Here is a 16,577-nt window from a genome sequence, read left to right on the forward strand (position 1 = left end):
TTGGGCGGCGCTCAATGCCGCTTCGCCTCGGCGGCGGCAGTCTTCGTGCCGCTGCCACGCCGCGCCTTCAGCACCGGCTCGACGACGAAATGCATGCCGACGAGGCAGAGCCCGCCGATGACGAGTCCGAAAACCGCGGAGGCGGCCGCCGTGGTCAGCCATTCGAGCGCACCCTTGAGCGCCGGCCAGGCGCCTCCGACCGCGACGGCGACGGCATGGATGGCATGCTCGATCCCGGCGAGCCCATAGCCGGCGAGGCCATGGATGATGATGCCGCCGCCGACCCAGAGCATCGCCGCCGTGCCGACCGCGCTCAGCACCTTGAGGAAGGGCGGCATGCCGGTGACGAGGCCGCGCCCGAGGAGCCGGATCGGGAGGATACTGCTGCGCGCCAGCGCGACGCCGGCATCGTCCGCCTTCACGATCAGGGCGACGACGCCATAGACCAGCACGGTCATGCCGAGGCCGACCACGGCCAGCACCAGCGCCTGCATCCAGAAGGACGAGTCGGTAACGCCGGAGAGCGTGATCGCCATGATCTCGGCCGAGAGGATGAAGTCGGTCTTGATCGCGCCAGCGATCTTCTGGTCTTCGAGCTGCTTTGCGTCGAGGATATCGGTGCCGCCCTCGCCGGCGGCCTCGTCGTGATGCGCGTGCGGTACGACGAGCTCGTAGACCTTCTCGAAGCCTTCGAAGCAGAGATAGGCGCCGCCCGCCATCAAGAGCGGCGTTATCGCCCAGGGCGCGACGAGGCTGAGCACCAGCGCCGCCGGCAGCAGGAAGATGAGCTTATTCTTCAGCGAGCCGAGCGCGATCTTGCCGATGATCGGCAATTCGCGCTCCGCCGCGAAGCCGACCGCGTAGCGCGGGGTCACCGCTGCGTCGTCGATGACGATACCGGCTGCCTTGGCGCCGGCCTTGGTCGCTTGCGCGGCGGCATCGTCGAGCGCGGCCGCGGCGACCTTGGCCAGGGCTGCGACGTCGTCGAGAAGGGCGAACAGTCCCGAACTCATGGCGGTCTCCAGGCGAGGCCGCGGGCTTGCGGCGCACAGCGGATAGGTGATCCGATTTGCCCCGATATGACAGCAGCGAGCCGCTCGCAGGCAAGCGGAAGCGGATGCGGACTTGACTCCGGCGCGTTTTGGAGTCGCTTTATGACTGGAACAAAAAGTGAACATGTGACCCTATGGCAGACGCCTCCACCCGATCCCTGACAGCCTTACGGCAGAGCCTCGCTCTGGCGGGGCTGGCGCGCGAGCTTTCGCCGGTGGAGCGGGTCGCGTTCGGATCGCCCTCGCTGGACGAGCCGCTGGGGGGAGGGATCGCGCGCGCCGCCTTGCATGAGGTCTACGCCGCGGCCGGGGCCGACCTGCCCGCCGCCACGGGCTTCGCCGCGGCGCTGGCTTTGCGCGCTGCCGGCTCGCGGCCAGTGCTCTGGGTCCGGCAGGATTTCCTCGATGCCGAGGCCGGACAGCTGCATCCGCCGGGCCTGGCCGAGCTCGGGCTCGATCCCGCGCAGATCCTGCTGGTCCGGGTCCGGGATGGCGAGGGCGCGCTGCGGGCCGGCGCGGAAGCGGCACGTTGCGCCGCGCTCGGGGCGACCCTGATCGAGCCCTGGGGCGCGCCGCGCCAGTTCGACCTGACCGCCAGTCGGCGCCTCGCGCTGGCGGCGGAGGCGTCCGGCGTCCTGACCTTGCTGCTGCGGGTGGCGGCAGAGCCGCAGCCCAGCGCCGCCAGCACGCGCTGGCAGGTGCGCCCCTTGCCGTCGCGGGCGCGGGAGGCGGAGGCGCCGGGCGATCCCGCCTTCGGATTGCGGCTGCTGCGCCATCGCGGCGGCCTGGGTGAGCGTGAGTGGCGTGTGGAGTGGAACCGTGACGAGCGATGTTTCCGGGACAGGATCGGGAGCGAGGGAGGCAGCAAGAATGGAGCGGGATATGCAGCGCCGCTATCTCGCCCTCTGGTTTCCCTATCTGGCGAGCGAGCGCCTGCGCCGCCGGGGCTCCGCCGGGCCGGATGAGCGTCCGCTCGTCCTGGTCGAGAAGGATCGCGGTGCGCTGCGTCTCGCCGATTGCGACCAGCGCGCCTTCAAGCTTGGCCTGACCCGCGGCCTGACCCTGGCCGATGCCCGCGCCCGTATCCCCGAGTTGACAGTGGTCGAGGCTGATCCGGCTGCCGACCGGCGCCTGATCGAATGGCTTGCCGCACTATGCGATCGCTTCACCCCGCTCGTCGCGCTCGATCCGCCGCATGGGCTCGTGCTCGACATCACTGGCTGCGCCCATCTCTTCGGCGGCGAGGCGGCGCTGCGCCAGCGCGTCGGCCGCAGCATGGATTGGCTCGGTCTCACTGTCTTCGCCAGCATCGCCGGCACGCCGCAGGCGGCGCGCGCCCTCTCCCGCTTCGGTCGCTGCGCCATCTCGCTGCCGGGCGAGGATGAGCAGCGCACGCTGCCGCTATCGGTCTCCGCGTTGGAGGCTTCGTCCGAGACGGTGATCGCCTTGTCGCGTGCCGGGCTGAAGACGCTGGGAGATCTCGCCGGCCGCCCTTCGCACACGCTCGCCGCCCGCTTCGGCGAGGCGCTCGTCACGAAGCTGCGCCGCGTTCTCGGCCATGAGGATGCCCGGATCACGCCCCTGCGTCCGCCGCCCGATTGCGTGGTCGAGCGCCATTTCCCCGATCCTTTGCAGGATACCGACGGGCTTGAGGAGATCGTCGCCCACCTGCTCGGCGAGGCCGGTCGCCTGCTCGAGGCCCGCGGCGAGGGCGGCCGCGCCTTCGAGGTCAGTTTCTTCCGCAGCGACGGCGCCGTGCGCCGGCTTCAGCTGGAGACCGGCCGGCCCTCGCGCGACGTCGCCGCGATCCTGCGGCTCTATCGCGAGCGTATCGACAGCCTGGCCGACCCGCTCGACCCCGGCTTCGGCTATGACGCGATCAGGCTCGCTGTGCCGGTCTGCGAGCCCCTCGGCACGCCGCAGGCGAGCCTCGACGGGCGCGCCGTCGAGGAGGAGGCGGTCGCCGATCTCGTCGATCGTCTTGTTACTCGCTTCGGCCGCGAGCGCGTCTTGCGCTTCGTCGCGCGGGACAGCCATCAGCCTGAGCAGGAGGCTGCGCTTGTCCCAGCCGCAGCTAAGTCGAACGAGGCGCTGCCTTGGCCCGTTGCCCAGCCAGACGAGCCGCCGGCCCGCCCGCTCCAGCTCTTCGAGCCGCCCCAGCCGGTCGAGACCCTGGCCGAGGTGCCCGATGGCCCGCCTTTGCGTTTCCGCTGGCGGCGCGTGCTGCATGAGATCGCCCGGGCCGAGGGGCCGGAGCGGATCGCGCCGGACTGGTGGCGCGATGGGCCGGGTGAGCACACGCGCGACTATTATCGCGTCGAGGATGCGCAAGGGCGTCGCTTCTGGCTCTACCGCGCCGGCCTCTATGGTCGCGAGACGACCGCGCCGCGCTGGTATCTGCACGGGCTGTTCGCATGACCATCTATGCTGAGCCCGTCGCTGCGACGAACTTCTCCTTCCTGCGCGGCGCCTCGCCCGGGCCGAATCTGGTGATGACCGCGCTCTTGCTCGGACAGGCGGGCCTCGGCATCGCCGACCGCAATACGGTCGCCGGCGTGGTGCGGGCCTGGGCCGCGCTGCGCGACCTGCGCGAGGACGGCGTGCTGGCCCCCGAGAAGATCCGCGAGGGCGGCAGCCCGGGCGAATATATCTGGGTCGAGAACCCGGCCTTCGACGATCTGCCTTTCACCTTGCCGCAGCTCCAGGCGATGGCGAAGGCCTTCAAGATCGCCACCGGCAGCCGCCTCGTCTTCGCCGACGGCACGCCGGACATCGTCGTCTATCCCGCCAACCGCGCCGGCTGGGGCAGGCTCTGCCGCCTGCTCACTACAGGCAATCTGCGCGGCGCCAAAGGCGAGTGCATCCTTTCCCTCGACGACCTGCTGCACGATGCCCGCGACCTCCTGCTGATCGTCATGCCGGAGCGCCGGCTGGACGGGCTCGCGGAGGTCCTCGCCCGGCTCGATGCAGCCGCCCCCGGGGCGGTCTGGCTTGCCGCGACCATGGCGCGCCGCGGCGACGACCGCCGCCGCCTCGCCCGTCTCCGCAGCATCGCGGCCCCGACCCGCACCCCGCTGATCGCCACCAATGACGTGCTCTACGACGCTCCCGAGCAGCGCGACCTGCAGGACCTCATGACCTGCATCCGCGAGGGCACGACGATCGACAAGGCCGGCCGCCTGCTCGAGGTCAATGCGGAGCGCCATCTCAAGCCGCCACAGGAGATGGCGAGGCTCTTCAAAGAGGCGCCGGAGGCGATCGAGGAGACGCAGCACCTCTTCGGCCGCATCGACTTCGATCTTGAGGAGCTGAAATACGAGTATCCGGACGAGCCGGTCCCGCCCGGCTGGACGCCGCAGGGTTGGCTGGAGGAACTGGTGCGCCGGCGCCTGCCGATGCGCTATCCAGCCGGCATTCCGGAGAAGGTGCAAAGCCAGGTCGATGACGAGCTCGTCCTGATCGGCAAGCTCGACTACGCCCGCTACTTCCTGACCATCCGCCAGATCGTCGAATTCGCCGAAAGCGAAGGCATTCTCTGTCAGGGACGAGGCTCGGCTGCGAATTCCGCAGTCTGCTACGCGCTCGGCATCACCTCCGTTGATCCGAACGAATACCAGTTGCTCTTTGCCCGCTTCATCTCCGAGCAAAGAAGCGAGCCGCCCGATATCGACGTCGATTTCGAACATGAGCGCCGCGAGGAGGTGATCCAGTGGATCTACAAGACCTATGGCCGCGAGCGCGCCGGCATCGCCGCGACGGTGATCCATTATCGGCCCCGCAGCGCCATGCGCGAGGCCGGCAAGGCGCTGGGGCTGACCGAGGACGTCACCGCCCGCCTCGCCTCGACGCAATGGGGCAGCTGGGGCTCCGACATCACCCGCACCCAGATCCGCCAGGCCGGGCTCGACCCCGACAATCCGGTGATCGCGCGGGCGGTGCACTTCGCCGTGCGCCTGCTCGGCTTCCCGCGTCATCTCTCGCAGCATGTCGGCGGCTTCGTGCTGATGCGCGGCCGCCTCGACGAGACCGTGCCGATCGGCAAGGCCGCGATGGCGGACCGCACCTTCATCGAATGGGATCGCGACGACATCGACGCGTTGGGGCTAATGAAGGTCGATGTGCTCGCCTTGGGCATGCTGACCTGCATTCGAAAGGCCTTCGAACTGATCGCGCAGAAGGAGGGCAAAAGCTACGCCTTGGCCGACATCAAAGGCGGTGATGAGGCCACATACGACATGCTCTGCGAAGGCAAGTCGCTCGGTGTCTTCCAGGTCGAGAGCCGGGCGCAGATGAACATGCTGCCGCGCCTGAAGCCGCGCGAACTCTACGATCTCGTCATCCAGGTCGCGATCGTCCGCCCCGGCCCAATCCAGGGCAACATGGTCCATCCTTATCTGAAGCGGCGGGCGGGCATCGAGCAGGTCGACTACCCTTCGCCGGCGCCCCCCCATCATCCGGACGAACTCCGCCAGGTTCTCAAGCGCACCCTCGGCGTGCCGCTCTTTCAGGAGCAGGCGATGCAGCTCGCGATGACGGCGGCGAAGTTCACCGACCCCGAAGCCAACGGCTTGCGCAAGGCGATGGCGACGTTCCGCAATGTCGGCACCATCGGCCATTTCGAGGCGCTGATGGTCGAGCGCATGGTCGAACGCGGCTATGAGCGCGATTTCGCCCAGCGCTGCTTCGAGCAGATCAAGGGCTTCGGCAGCTACGGTTTCCCCGAGAGCCACGCCGCATCCTTCGCCAAGCTCGTCTATGTCTCGTCCTGGCTGAAACGCCATCATCCCGCGATCTTTGCCGCGGCGCTGCTGAATTCGCAGCCCATGGGCTTCTACGCCCCGGCGCAGATCGTCCGCGAGGCGCAGGAGAATGGCGGTGTCGAGCCGCGGCCGATCGACGTCAATTCCAGCGCCTGGGACAATCTGCTGGAGCCGGGAGGGCCGGGCTGGAAAAGCCCCTGGGCGCTGCGCCTCGGCCTGCGCCAGCTCGACGGCTTCAGGGAGGATTGGGCGGAGCGCCTCGTCGAAGCCCGGACCGAGCCCTATCGCGATGTCGAGGAACTCGCCCGCCGGGCGCACCTGCCGGCCCGTGCCATGCGCCTGCTCGCCGATGCCGACGCCTTCCGCTCGCTAGGACTCGACCGGCGCGAGGCGCTCTGGGCAGTGCGCCGCCTGCCGGACGACGAGGCCCTGCCGCTGTTCGAGGCGGCGCAGGCGCGCGAGCTCGGAGCGGAACGCACCATGGCGCTGCCGCTGATGCCGCTCGCCGAGCACGTCGTCGCCGATTACCAGACGGCGCGGCTCTCGCTGAAGGGCCATCCGATGGGTCTTCTGCGCGCCCGCTTCGCCAGCGAGCGCATCGCGAGTTGCGGGCAGATGTCAGCAATGCGCGATGGTGCCTGGGCCAGCGTCGCCGGCGTCGTGCTGGTGCGCCAGCGACCCGGAAAGGGCAATGCCATCTTCATCACGCTGGAGGACGAGACCGGCATCGCCAATGTCGTGCTCTGGGCCCGCGATTTCGAGCGCTTCCGCCGTGAGGTCATGGCGGCGCGGCTGCTCCTGGTCGAGGGCAGGGTACAGAAGAGCCCGGAGGGCGTGACCCATCTGATGGCCAAGCGCGTCTTCGACCGCTCGGCCGAGCTGCTCGGCCTCTCCGACACGCACCGCGCCGAGATCGTGCTGACCCGCGCCGACGAGTTCAAGCATCCGCAGATCCCGCGGGGTCGCCATCCCCGCAATGTCCGCATCCTGCCGAAATCCCGCGATTTCCATTGAAGGCGCCGGCCCATTCAATCCGGGCACGGACGTGACTAGATTACCGTTTCAGCTTTCAGGACGACCGCAGGCCCAAGGAGACAGCCCATGGACATCATCCGCGCCGGAACCCGGCCATCGGCGAAAGGCCCTGGCGACTGGTTCAGCGGCACCGTCCGCATCGATCCGCTGTTCAATCCGCATGCACCCGAGCGCGTGCAGGGCGCCAGCGTCACCTTCGAGCCCGGCGCGCGCACGGCCTGGCACACCCACCCGCTCGGCCAGACACTGGTCGTCACCGCCGGCTTCGGCCGCGTGCAGCGCTGGGGCGGGCCGGTCGAGGAGGTCAGGCCCGGCGATGTCGTCTGGTTCCCGCCGGGCGAGAAGCACTGGCACGGCGCCGGGCCGGAGACGGCGATGACGCATATCGCCGTGCAGGAGGCCAAGGAGGGCAAGGTCGTCGACTGGCTGGAGAAGGTCACCGATGCCGAATATGACGGCCGTGGCCCGGCGGTGATGTGAGGCCGGCAAAGGCCTGCGATATCAAAGGAAAAGGCGGCCCTCAGGCCGCCTTCTTGCCCGCGTCGAACGGGATCTCGATGTCGACGGCCAGCGTCGAGACCTGGGCGCCGCGCTCCATGCGGACGCTGACCTTGTCGCTGTCGAGCTGCACATGCTTGGCGATCACCTGCAGGATCTCGTCGCGCAGCTTGGTCACGAGGTCGGCGCCATCTGCCGAGAGGCGCTCATGGGCCAGCAGGACCTGAAGGCGCTCGCGCGCGGCCGGGGCCGACTGGGTGCGGAAGAAGAGACGACGCAGGTTCATGCCGCTTTCCTTCCGAAGATCTTGCCGAAGAAGCCGCGCTTCTCGCCGGGGATGGTGACGGGGAGGCTCTCGCCCTTGAGCCGGCGCACTGCGTCGAAATAGGCCAGCGCCGGGGCGCTGCGCTCGTCCGCCAGGGTGACGGGCGAGCCGATATTGGAGGCGCGCAGCACGTCCATGCTCTCTGGGATGATGCCGAGCAGCGGGATCGACAGGATCTCGAGGACGTCGTCGACCTTCAGCATGTCGCCGCGCTCGGCCCGGGCGGGGTCGTAGCGGGTGAGCAGCAGGTGCTTCTCCATGCGCTCGCCATTCTCGGCCTTCACCGTCTTCGAATCGAGCAGGCCGATGATCCGGTCGGAATCGCGCACCGAAGAGACTTCCGGATTGGTCACGACGATCGCGATGTCGGCGTGGCGCATGGCGAGGGTGGCACCGCGTTCGATGCCGGCCGGGCTGTCGCAGATCACCCAGTCGAAATGCGTCCTGAGCGCTCCGATGACCTTTTCGACGCCTTCGGTGGTGAGGTTGTCCTTGTCGCGCGTCTGCGAGGCCGGCAGCAGATAGAGCGTCTCGACCCGTTTGTCGCGGATCAGCGCCTGCGTCAGCTTGGCTTCGCCCTGGATCACATTGACGAGGTCGTAGACCACCCGCCGTTCGGCACCCATGATCAGGTCGAGATTGCGCAGGCCGACATCGAAGTCGACGACCACGACCTTGTCGCCGTTCTGCGCCAAGGCTGCGCCCAGGGCGGCGGAGGACGTCGTCTTGCCGACGCCGCCCTTGCCCGATGTGACCACGATGACCTTGCCCATTGACCTCTCCTAGTTCCGGTGGACGTGCTGTCGTTTCAGGTCAGTGACCCGGCCGTGAAGGTCTCGCCTTCAAGCCAGAACTGGACGGGCTTGCCGCGCAGAGTGGACTCGAGGTCCTCCGCCGTCTTGTAGAAACCGTCGATGGCGACCATCTCGGCCTCCAGCTTGCGGCAGAAGATGCGCGCGGCGGCGTTGCCGAGCGTGCCGGCCATCGCCCGGCCGCGCAGCGTGCCGTAGATGTGGATCGAGCCGCCGGCGATGACCTCGGCGCCGGAAGCGACCGAGCCGATGATGGTGATGTCGCCCTCGGAGAAGAGTGACTGTCCCGAGCGCACCGGCTGGGTCACGACGAGCGAGGCGGGCGCGCCCGTGGTCGGCAGCGGCGCGGCGGGCATCTCCGCCACGCTCTCGACCGCAGCGGGAGCAGGGGGTTCTTTGACCGGCGCGGCAATAGGCTCCTCGATGTCGCCGGTCGCCTTGCCGCCCGACATGGCCGGCGGCAGGTCGGCCCCGAGCATCGAGGGACGTGCGCCCTCGATGCCCATGATCCGCACATTGCGGGTGCCGAGCTTGCCGACGAGGTCGCGCAGCTGGGCACGGTCGATCTCCAGCCCTTCGACGTCCAGCACGACCGGCCGCCGCAGGAAGAAGCCGGCGGAGCGGCCGGCGAGATCGTCGAGCCGCACCAGCCAGTCCTCGAAAGGCAGCTCGGGTGTCAGCGTCAACGCGAGATAGGAGCGCCCCTTGAGGCGGATCGGCCGGGGTTGGGTTAACACGGCGGTCATCTTGGTAAATTTTCGGTTCCCCAGATGTAGGAATCGAATGGTTAACGAGAGGTAAATCCTTGGGGCGCTTTCCTGAGGGACCGTCTCGCCAGATTCTGAGAGAAGTCAAAAAATTCATTTATTATCAATGGATTACCATGGTTTCTGCGCGGGAGCGCGAAGCTGGGGGCGGCGGGGCGAGCGTTGTGGGGGCTCGTCGTGCCGCATGAGCACCGGTGCGGCCCTCCACTGCCTGAAAAGGCTGATGGCTGCTGTGAATGCTGCGTTTTGTCATGTGTCTGCGCATCCGTGACGACGGATAAGCGGCGAGGCTTGAGCTGACCCGAATCGTGCGACCAGGTCAGCTCAGAGGCTCGGGCGAGCGATCGGTCAGGCGCCGTGCTGTCCGTCACCGAACGGATTGACTCCCCTGAGAGTTCATTTCAAAATCATGCACGATCCAAGATGCAGGATGCAGAATTTTGAACGGCGCACGCAAGATCGAGCGGGTCGTGCTCGGCGACCAGGTCTACGAGGCGATCAAGGAGCGCATCCTCGACCAGGCCTATGCGCCGGGCGAAAAGCTCAATGTCGACGGGCTGGCACGCGAGCTTCAGGTCTCCTCGACACCGATCCGCGAGGCGCTGGCCCGGCTCGTGGCGGAGGGGCTGGTCAAGGCCGAGCCCTTCATCGGCTTTGCCACGGCCCCGCTGCCTGACCGCCGCTATTACGAGGACGTCTACAGCTTCCGCGGCGTGATCGAGCCTTGGGCCGCAGCGCAGGCGGCGCGGAGCAGGCCTGGGCCGGACGTCATCGCGGCGCTGCGCGATGAGGTCGCGGCCATGATGGCGGGCGAGCCGTCGCGCGAATATCGCAGCCATCGCGGCTTCACCGAGGCGGACGACCGCTTCCACCGCATCATCCTGCAGGCCGCCGGCAACCAGGTCGCGCTCAAGAGCCATGACGACCTGCGTTTTCACCTGCACATCTCGCGGCTTTACCTGACGCGCGAGCAGGATGTCGGCCTGACCCATCAGGAACACTTCCGCATCGTCGACGCGCTCGAAGCCGGCGATCCCGATGCGGCAGCGCAGGCCATGCGCCTGCATCTCGAAGGATCCTACGAGCGATTGATCAAATAGCCGCAACGCCCCGAGGCCGAAAACGGCCCGGTTCAACACCAGGGAGGACACGCATGATCCTGAGACGCATCGCCGCCGCGGCCTTGATCGCCGGCAGCTTGATCGCCGGCGCGGCGCAGGCGCAGACCCTGCGCTTCGGCCACGCCAACACCACCGCCGAGATCGCCGGCGAACTCTTCCAGGAGTTCGCCGAGCGGGTGAACAAGGGTACCGGCGGCGCCGTCACCATCCGGGTCTTCCCGGCCGAACAGCTCGGCAAGGAGGTCGATCTCTTCAAGCAGGTCAAGGAGGGCGCGCTCGACCTGTCCGCGCCGTCGATGGCGGCAGCCTCCTCGCTGGTGCCGGCGCTGGAAATCCCCAGCGGGCCCTTCCTCTGGAAGGACTGGAGCGAGGCCGAAGCGATCATCCGCTCCGACGCCTTCGATCCCGTGTTCGACGAGTTGCGCGACAAGCACAACATCGTGCCGGTGACCCGCATCTGGTACTGGGGCTGGCGCAACATGACGACGCTCGACCGCGCCGTGAAGAAGCCTGAAGACCTGCAAGGGCTGAAGATCCGCGTGCCGGAGAGTCCGGTCTGGGTCGAGATGATCAAGGCCTATGGCGCGGCGCCGACGCCGGTCCCCTTCGGCGAGGTCTACACCGCGCTCCAGCAGAAGACCGTCGACGGGCAGGAGAATCCGATCCCGACGATCTTCTCGCGCAAGTTCTACGAAGTGCAGGGCTATGTCGCGATGACCAAGCACATGCTCCAGAACAACATGATCGTCATCAACAAGGACAGCCTCGCCAAGCTCAAGCCCGAGCATCGCGAGGTGCTGTTCGCGGAGGCCGCCCGCGCCTCGGCGATGAACACCTATCTCCAGCAGAAGCGCGAGGCCTCGATGCTGGAGGACATCCGCAAGTCCGGTCGCTCCAAGATCGTCGAGGATGTCGATCGCGATGCCTTCGCCGCCAAGTCCAAGGTCGTCGCCACCGCGATGGAAGGGCGCTGGGGCAAGGCGCATCTCGACCGCGTGCTCGCGGCGATCGAAACGCAGCGCAAGCGCTAATCCGGCCCGATGACCGGCCTCACTTTGATCCGGCGGCTCGACGACTGGTCGAGCCGCGTCGAGGACGCTGCCCTGGTGGTGCTCCACGCCTCCATCGCGACGCTGGTCTGCGCCGCCGTGGTCTTCCGCTATGTGCTGAGCGATCCGCTGACCTGGTCGGAGGAGCTCATCCTGCTGCTCTTCGCCTGGATGGTCTTCCTTGGCATCGCCAGCGCCTTCCATGCCCGCACGCACATCATCATCGACGTCATCGTGATGTTCGCGCCGCGTTGGCTCGCCCGCGCCTTCGGCCTCCTCGCCTTCCTGGCGACGGCGGCGGTGCTGGGCACGCTGACCTTGTTCTCCTGGCGCTATCTCCAGCGCGAGCTGCCGAATCTGACGCCGATGCTCGGCATCTCGGCCGGCTGGATGATCGCGCCGCTCTTCGTGGGCAGTGCGCTCTCGCTGCTGCATCTCTTGCGCAACCTGCTGGATGAGGGGCCCGCCGGGGCGCTCTGGTCCGACATCACGACGCGCGAGTAGCGGCCATGGTGACCTTGCTCTTGGGCGCCTTCGCGCTGCTCATCGTCGTCGGCACGCCGATCTGGATCGCCATGGCCGGCTCGGCCCTGCTGGTGATCTTCATTGAGGGTATCCCGCTCACGGTCGCCGCGCAGCGCATCGTCGCCGGCGTGCAGTCCTTCCCGCTGCTGGCGATCCCGCTGTTCACACTCGCCGGCTCATTGATGAATGCGTCCGGCATCTCCGAGCGCCTCTTCAGCTTCACCAAGGCGCTGGTCGGCCATATCCGCGGCGGCCCGGCGCATACGCTGGTCGTCGGCGAGGTCTTCCTCTCCGGCATCTCAGGTTCCTCGGTCGCCGATACCGCCGCGGCGGCGCGGGTCTTCGTGCCCCAACTCGAGAAGATGGGCTATCCGCGGGCCTTCGGCGCGGCGCTTTCGGCCGTAGCCGGCACGCTCGGGCCGATCATCCCGCCCTCGATCCTGATGGTGGTCTACGCCTGGCAGGCCAATATCTCGCTGGGCAGCCTGTTCGTCGCCGGCATCATCCCCGGCCTCGTCATGGCCGCCTGCATCATGGCGACCATCGCCATACTGGCCTTAAAGCGCGATTTCCGCGCGGCTGGCGCCTTCTCGCTCGGCAATCTCTGGACGGAGTTCAAATACGCTTCGCTGGCGCTGCTGATGCCGGTGCTGATCATCGTCGGCTTCCGCGCCGGGCTCTTCACCGCGACCGAGATCGCCGGCGTCGCCGCCGCCTATTCGCTGGTCGTCGGCATGCTGGTCTACCGCTCGATCAGGCTCGCCGATCTGCCGGCGATCCTGGTCGGCACGGCGCGCGAGACGGCGGTCATCCTCGCCATCGTCGCGGCGGCCTCGCCCTTCAGCTGGATCCTCGCCGTCGACCAGGCGCCCCAGCTCGTCACCGACTTCATGAAGTCGATCTCGACCGACCCGCTGGTTGTGCTGCTGATCCTGAACATCGCCTTGCTGATCGCCGGCATGTTCATGGAGACGATCGCCATCATGATCATCCTGGTGCCGATCCTCTTGCCGCTGCTGACCTCGTTGCAGATCGACCTCGTGCATTTCGGCATCGTGCTCCTGGTCAACCTCGTCATCGGCCAGGTGACGCCGCCGGTCGGGGTGCTCTGCTTCGTCGCCATGGCGATCACGAAAGTCAGGCTAGGGCCGCTCTTCCGCGAGCTCTGGCCCTTCCTGATCGCGCTTGTCGTGGCGCTCGCCATCATCACCTACGTGCCCGCGCTCAGCCTCTGGTTGCCGCGTGTCGCCGGCTTCTAAGGGAATTCCGATGACCAGGATCAGCGAAGTCGAGATCGTCGAGTTCTCGTTCAAGAGCAGGAATCTCGGCCGCTCGGCCGAGAACGCGCGCGCCGTCTACAATATCGGCTACAAGCCCAATTCCGAGCTGGAATTGACCAAGTTCGCCGTCGTCATCCGCAGCGAGGACGGAGCCGAGGGGCAATATGTCATGCATTGGGGCGGCACCCGCGCCACCATGGCGCAGACGCTCTCGCTGGCGCCCAACATCCTCGGCCGCGATCCCGATCACCGCGAGGAGATCTGGAACGACATGAAGCGGGAACTGCGCCAGCATGACGGCATGGGCATCGGGCCGATCGACATCGCGCTCTGGGACCTCGCCGGCAAGCGCTTCGGTGCCTCGGTCTCGCAGCTCCTCGGCGGCTTCCGCAGCAAGCTCAAGACCTATGCTTCGACCTATCACGGCGACCGCAATGGTGGGCTCGACAGCAAGGAGGCCTTCGTCGACTTCGCCGAGGCCTGCTACGATCTCGGCTATCGCGCCTTCAAGGTCCATGGTTGGCATGATGGCGATGCGCGCGAGGAGGCCGCCAACGTCCTGCATGTCGCAAAAGCCGTCGGCGACCGCATGACCCTGATGCTCGACCCGGCCAACGAGCTCAGGACCTTCGCCGACGCGCTCTATGTCGGGCGCGCCTGCGACGAGGGCAATTACTTCTGGTACGAGGACCCGATGCGCGATTGCGGCGTCTCGGCCTTCGCCCACAAGAAGTTGCGCGAGATGCTGAAGACGCCGATCCTCCAGACCGAGTATCTGCGCGGCTTCGAGCCCAAGGCCGATTTCCTGATCAATGGCGGCACCGACGCGCTGCGCTCCGATCCGGAATACGATCTTGGCATCACCGGCGCGATGAAGATCGCCCATCTCGCCGAGGCCTTCGGCGTCGATGTCGAGATCCATGCCTGTGGCCCGGCCCACCGCCACTGCATGGCCGCGACCCGCAACACCAATTTCTACGAGCTCGCGCTGGTCGGACCCGATTGCCCGAACGCGGTGCCGCCGGTCTATGCCTGCGGCTACAGCGACCAGCTTGATGGCGTCGACAAGGATGGCTGCTTCCCGGTCCCGACCGGCCCCGGGCTCGGCGTCACCTATGACTGGGACTATATCCGCGCCCACGAGACGGCGCGGGAGGTGTTCAAGCTGTAGACCGCGCATCGGCGCGGTCTTTCGCACCGGGGATTCGATGATATCACTGCAGTGGAGCAGGGCTTCGCGGCCCGCTCGTTCCGCATCCAGTTTCGTCGACCCGCGCCATGAACGTCACCCCCGGACAGGACCATGGCACCATCGTCGCCTCGGGCGAGGCAGCCGGGCCGGTCGTCGTCCTCGCCGAGCCCTTGAGCTTCTGGGGCGGCGTCGATCCCGCCACGGGTACGGTGATTGACGTGCATCATCCCGCCCATGGCGTCTCGCTCGCCGGCGCGGTCGTGTTGATGCCGACCAGTCGGGGCTCCTGTTCGGGCTCCGGCGTGTTGCTGGAGCTGGCGCTCTCCGGCAAGAACCCCGCCGCGCTGATCTTCGCTGGCCCCGAGGACACGCTGACGCTCGGCGCGATCGTCGCCTCCGAGATGTTCGGGCGCCGCATCCCGGTCGCGCGCCTGTCCGCGGAGGCCTTCGCCACCCTTTCCTCCGCGCGGCACGCGACGATCACGCCGGATGGCGTATCGGCCGATGGCGGGCAGGTGCATATCCCTCTTGCCGCGGCGGCGGATGCAGGACTGCGGTTGTCCTCTTCCGATCGCGGCATGCTCGACGGCAAGGTCGGGATCGCTGCCCAGCAGGCCATGCGCATCCTCGTCGCCATGGCGAGCCAGCAAGGAGCGACCGAACTCCTCGATGTGACGCGGGCTCATGTCGATGGCTGCATCTATGCCGGCCCGGCCAATCTGGTCTTCGCCGAGAAGATGGAGGAGCTCGGCGCACGCGTCCGCATCCCGACGACGATGAACGCGATCTCCGTCGACCATGCGAACTGGCGCCGCCAGGGCGTTGCGCCCGAATTCGGCGAACCGGCGGCGCGCCTCGCCGAGACCTATGTCCGCATGGGCTGCCAGGCGAGCTTCACCTGCGCGCCCTATACGCTGCGGGAGCCGCCACGCTTCGGCGAGCCGATCGGATGGTCGGAATCGAACGCGGTGATCTTCGCCAATTCCGTGCTCGGCGCCCGGACCGCCAAGCATCCGGACTTCCTGGACTTCTGCATCGCCGTCACCGGCCGCGCGCCGCTCGCTGGCGCCTTTCTCGACGAGGGGCGCCGGGCGCGCTGTACCGTCCGGGTCGAGTTGCCGGAGGGCGCGGACAGCGTGGCCTGGCCCTTGATCGGCTACCTTGCCGGCCTGGCTTCGCCTGATCGGATCCCGTTGATCAAGGGCCTGGCGAAGACGCAACCGACGCGGGACGACCTCAAGGCACTCTGCGCCGCCTTCGGCACGACCTCGGCGGCGGCGATGCTCCATATCGAAGGCATCACGCCGGAAGCGGACAGCCTCGGCGGCGTCCCCGAGGACGAAGTCGTCATCACCCGCGGGGACCTCGCCGCGGGCTGGCGCAAGCTGAGCGAGGGGCCGTCCAGCGTCGATCTCGTTGCCATCGGCAGCCCACACGCCTCGCTTGACGAGTGCCGCGAGTTCGCTGCGCGCCTCGACGGCCGTTCCGTCGCGGAGACGCTCTCTGTCATCATCACGGCCGGGCGGGAGGTCGTCGCCGCGGCTGAAGTCGATGGCACACTGGCCAGGCTTGCGCGGAGCGGCGTCGCGATCATCCCCGATCTCTGCTGGTGCTCGATCACCCGCCCGGTCTTCCCGGAGCAGGCGAAGGTGGTCCTGACCAACTCCGGCAAATACGCCCATTACGGGCCGGGGCTCTCCGGCTGCGCCGTCAGGCTGGGCACGCTCGACGACTGCATCGAGGCGGCCTTGACGGGGGCCGCTCCCGCGCGGCTCCCCGCCTGGCTCTCCTAGCTGCTTCGGCGAACAGGCTTGACGGTGCGGCGCGGCCTTATAGGGTGGCCGCGATCGAGGTTCTCCGGATCGCATCCGGAGCTAAGAGGGAATTCGGTGAGGCGTATTCCGCCAAAGCCGAGGCTGCCCCCGCAACTGTAAGCGGCGAGCTCTCCGTCCATCGTCCACTGGCGCCGACAGCGCTGGGAAGGCCGGGCGGGATCGGCATCGACCCGCGAGCCAGGAGACCTGCCCCGGTCGTCGAAGACGTCTTTCGGACGGGGTGTTCCGGAGCTGTGTGTCGATGGCGGCGCTGCCCTCCATCCATCCACGCCCCTGCGCAGTTCCCCGCCTGCCATCTCGGGGAGCGATGAGACCCATGGTCATGA

14 protein-coding genes and 1 riboswitch are annotated in these 16,577 nt (G+C 67.7%); of the genes, 10 read left to right on the top strand and 4 right to left on the bottom strand.

The features are described from left to right. Window positions 1–11: 11 nt before the first annotated feature. Window positions 12–1,013, bottom strand: a complete 1,002-nt coding sequence (locus V7S63_RS21295; protein ID WP_336531682.1) for a DUF808 domain-containing protein — start codon at window positions 1,011–1,013, stop codon at window positions 12–14. 173 nt (window positions 1,014–1,186) lie between these two features. Here V7S63_RS21295 and V7S63_RS21300 point away from each other — a divergent pair, with 173 nt between their 5' ends. The 4 genes from V7S63_RS21300 (at window position 1,187) to V7S63_RS21315 (ending at window position 7,327) form a co-directional block, all read left to right on the top strand. Next, a complete protein-coding gene (locus tag V7S63_RS21300; RefSeq protein WP_091833677.1) occupies window positions 1,187–2,017 on the top strand; it encodes an ImuA family protein in 831 nt (276 codons plus the stop codon). After that, the gene (locus V7S63_RS21305; protein ID WP_336531683.1) at window positions 1,935–3,470 is read left to right on the top strand and encodes a Y-family DNA polymerase; all 1,536 of its coding nucleotides are present in this window, start codon (window positions 1,935–1,937) and stop codon (window positions 3,468–3,470) included. Before V7S63_RS21300 ends, V7S63_RS21305 begins: the two co-directional genes overlap by 83 nt. Further along, window positions 3,467–6,826, top strand: a complete 3,360-nt coding sequence (locus V7S63_RS21310; protein WP_100960873.1) for an error-prone DNA polymerase — start codon at window positions 3,467–3,469, stop codon at window positions 6,824–6,826. The genes V7S63_RS21305 and V7S63_RS21310 overlap by 4 nt, the downstream gene beginning before the upstream one ends. Before the next feature lie 87 nt (window positions 6,827–6,913). Beyond that, window positions 6,914–7,327, top strand: coding sequence for a (R)-mandelonitrile lyase (locus tag V7S63_RS21315; RefSeq protein ID WP_100960875.1), 414 nt, complete (start codon window positions 6,914–6,916; stop codon window positions 7,325–7,327). A gap of 40 nt (window positions 7,328–7,367) precedes the next feature. Here the strand turns inward: V7S63_RS21315 and minE are convergent, their stop codons facing one another. The 3 genes from minE to minC are packed head-to-tail and all read right to left on the bottom strand — an operon-like array spanning window position 7,368 to window position 9,228. Then, complete coding sequence (gene minE, locus V7S63_RS21320; protein WP_091833689.1) at window positions 7,368–7,631, bottom strand: cell division topological specificity factor MinE; 264 nt, start codon at window positions 7,629–7,631, stop codon at window positions 7,368–7,370. Continuing rightward, on the bottom strand, window positions 7,628–8,443 hold the full coding sequence (minD, locus tag V7S63_RS21325) for a septum site-determining protein MinD (RefSeq protein WP_091833692.1): 816 nt from the start codon (window positions 8,441–8,443) through the stop codon (window positions 7,628–7,630). Before minD ends, minE begins: the two co-directional genes overlap by 4 nt. 35 nt (window positions 8,444–8,478) lie before the next feature. Then, complete coding sequence (gene minC / locus V7S63_RS21330) at window positions 8,479–9,228, bottom strand: septum site-determining protein MinC (RefSeq protein ID WP_100960877.1); 750 nt, start codon at window positions 9,226–9,228, stop codon at window positions 8,479–8,481. 461 nt (window positions 9,229–9,689) lie between these two features. Here minC and V7S63_RS21335 point away from each other — a divergent pair, with 461 nt between their 5' ends. The 6 genes from V7S63_RS21335 (at window position 9,690) to lhpI (ending at window position 16,209) form a co-directional block, all read left to right on the top strand. Further along, window positions 9,690–10,349 carry a GntR family transcriptional regulator gene (locus V7S63_RS21335; protein WP_100960879.1) on the top strand — a complete coding sequence of 220 codons (660 nt, stop codon included), beginning with the start codon at window positions 9,690–9,692 and terminating at the stop codon, window positions 10,347–10,349. 53 nt (window positions 10,350–10,402) lie between these two features. Then, window positions 10,403–11,401, top strand: coding sequence for a TRAP transporter substrate-binding protein (locus V7S63_RS21340; RefSeq protein WP_336531684.1), 999 nt, complete (start codon window positions 10,403–10,405; stop codon window positions 11,399–11,401). Between the two features lie 9 nt (window positions 11,402–11,410). Continuing rightward, complete coding sequence (locus tag V7S63_RS21345) at window positions 11,411–11,923, top strand: TRAP transporter small permease (protein WP_091833701.1); 513 nt, start codon at window positions 11,411–11,413, stop codon at window positions 11,921–11,923. Window positions 11,924–11,928: 5 nt separating this feature from the next. Continuing rightward, complete coding sequence (locus V7S63_RS21350; protein ID WP_336531685.1) at window positions 11,929–13,203, top strand: TRAP transporter large permease; 1,275 nt, start codon at window positions 11,929–11,931, stop codon at window positions 13,201–13,203. A gap of 10 nt (window positions 13,204–13,213) precedes the next feature. After that, complete coding sequence (locus V7S63_RS21355) at window positions 13,214–14,395, top strand: enolase C-terminal domain-like protein (protein WP_336531686.1); 1,182 nt, start codon at window positions 13,214–13,216, stop codon at window positions 14,393–14,395. 107 nt (window positions 14,396–14,502) lie between these two features. Further along, entirely contained in the window at window positions 14,503–16,209 is a 1,707-nt protein-coding gene (gene lhpI / locus V7S63_RS21360; RefSeq protein WP_336531687.1) for a cis-3-hydroxy-L-proline dehydratase, read from the top strand. Between the two features lie 40 nt (window positions 16,210–16,249). After that, window positions 16,250–16,459, top strand: a riboswitch (cobalamin riboswitch). The last annotated feature ends 118 nt before the right edge of the window (window positions 16,460–16,577 follow it).

It is taken from the genome of Allobosea sp. CCNWLY174 (assembly GCF_037120455.1).
Taxonomy (GTDB): domain Bacteria; phylum Pseudomonadota; class Alphaproteobacteria; order Rhizobiales; family Beijerinckiaceae; genus Allobosea; species Allobosea lupini.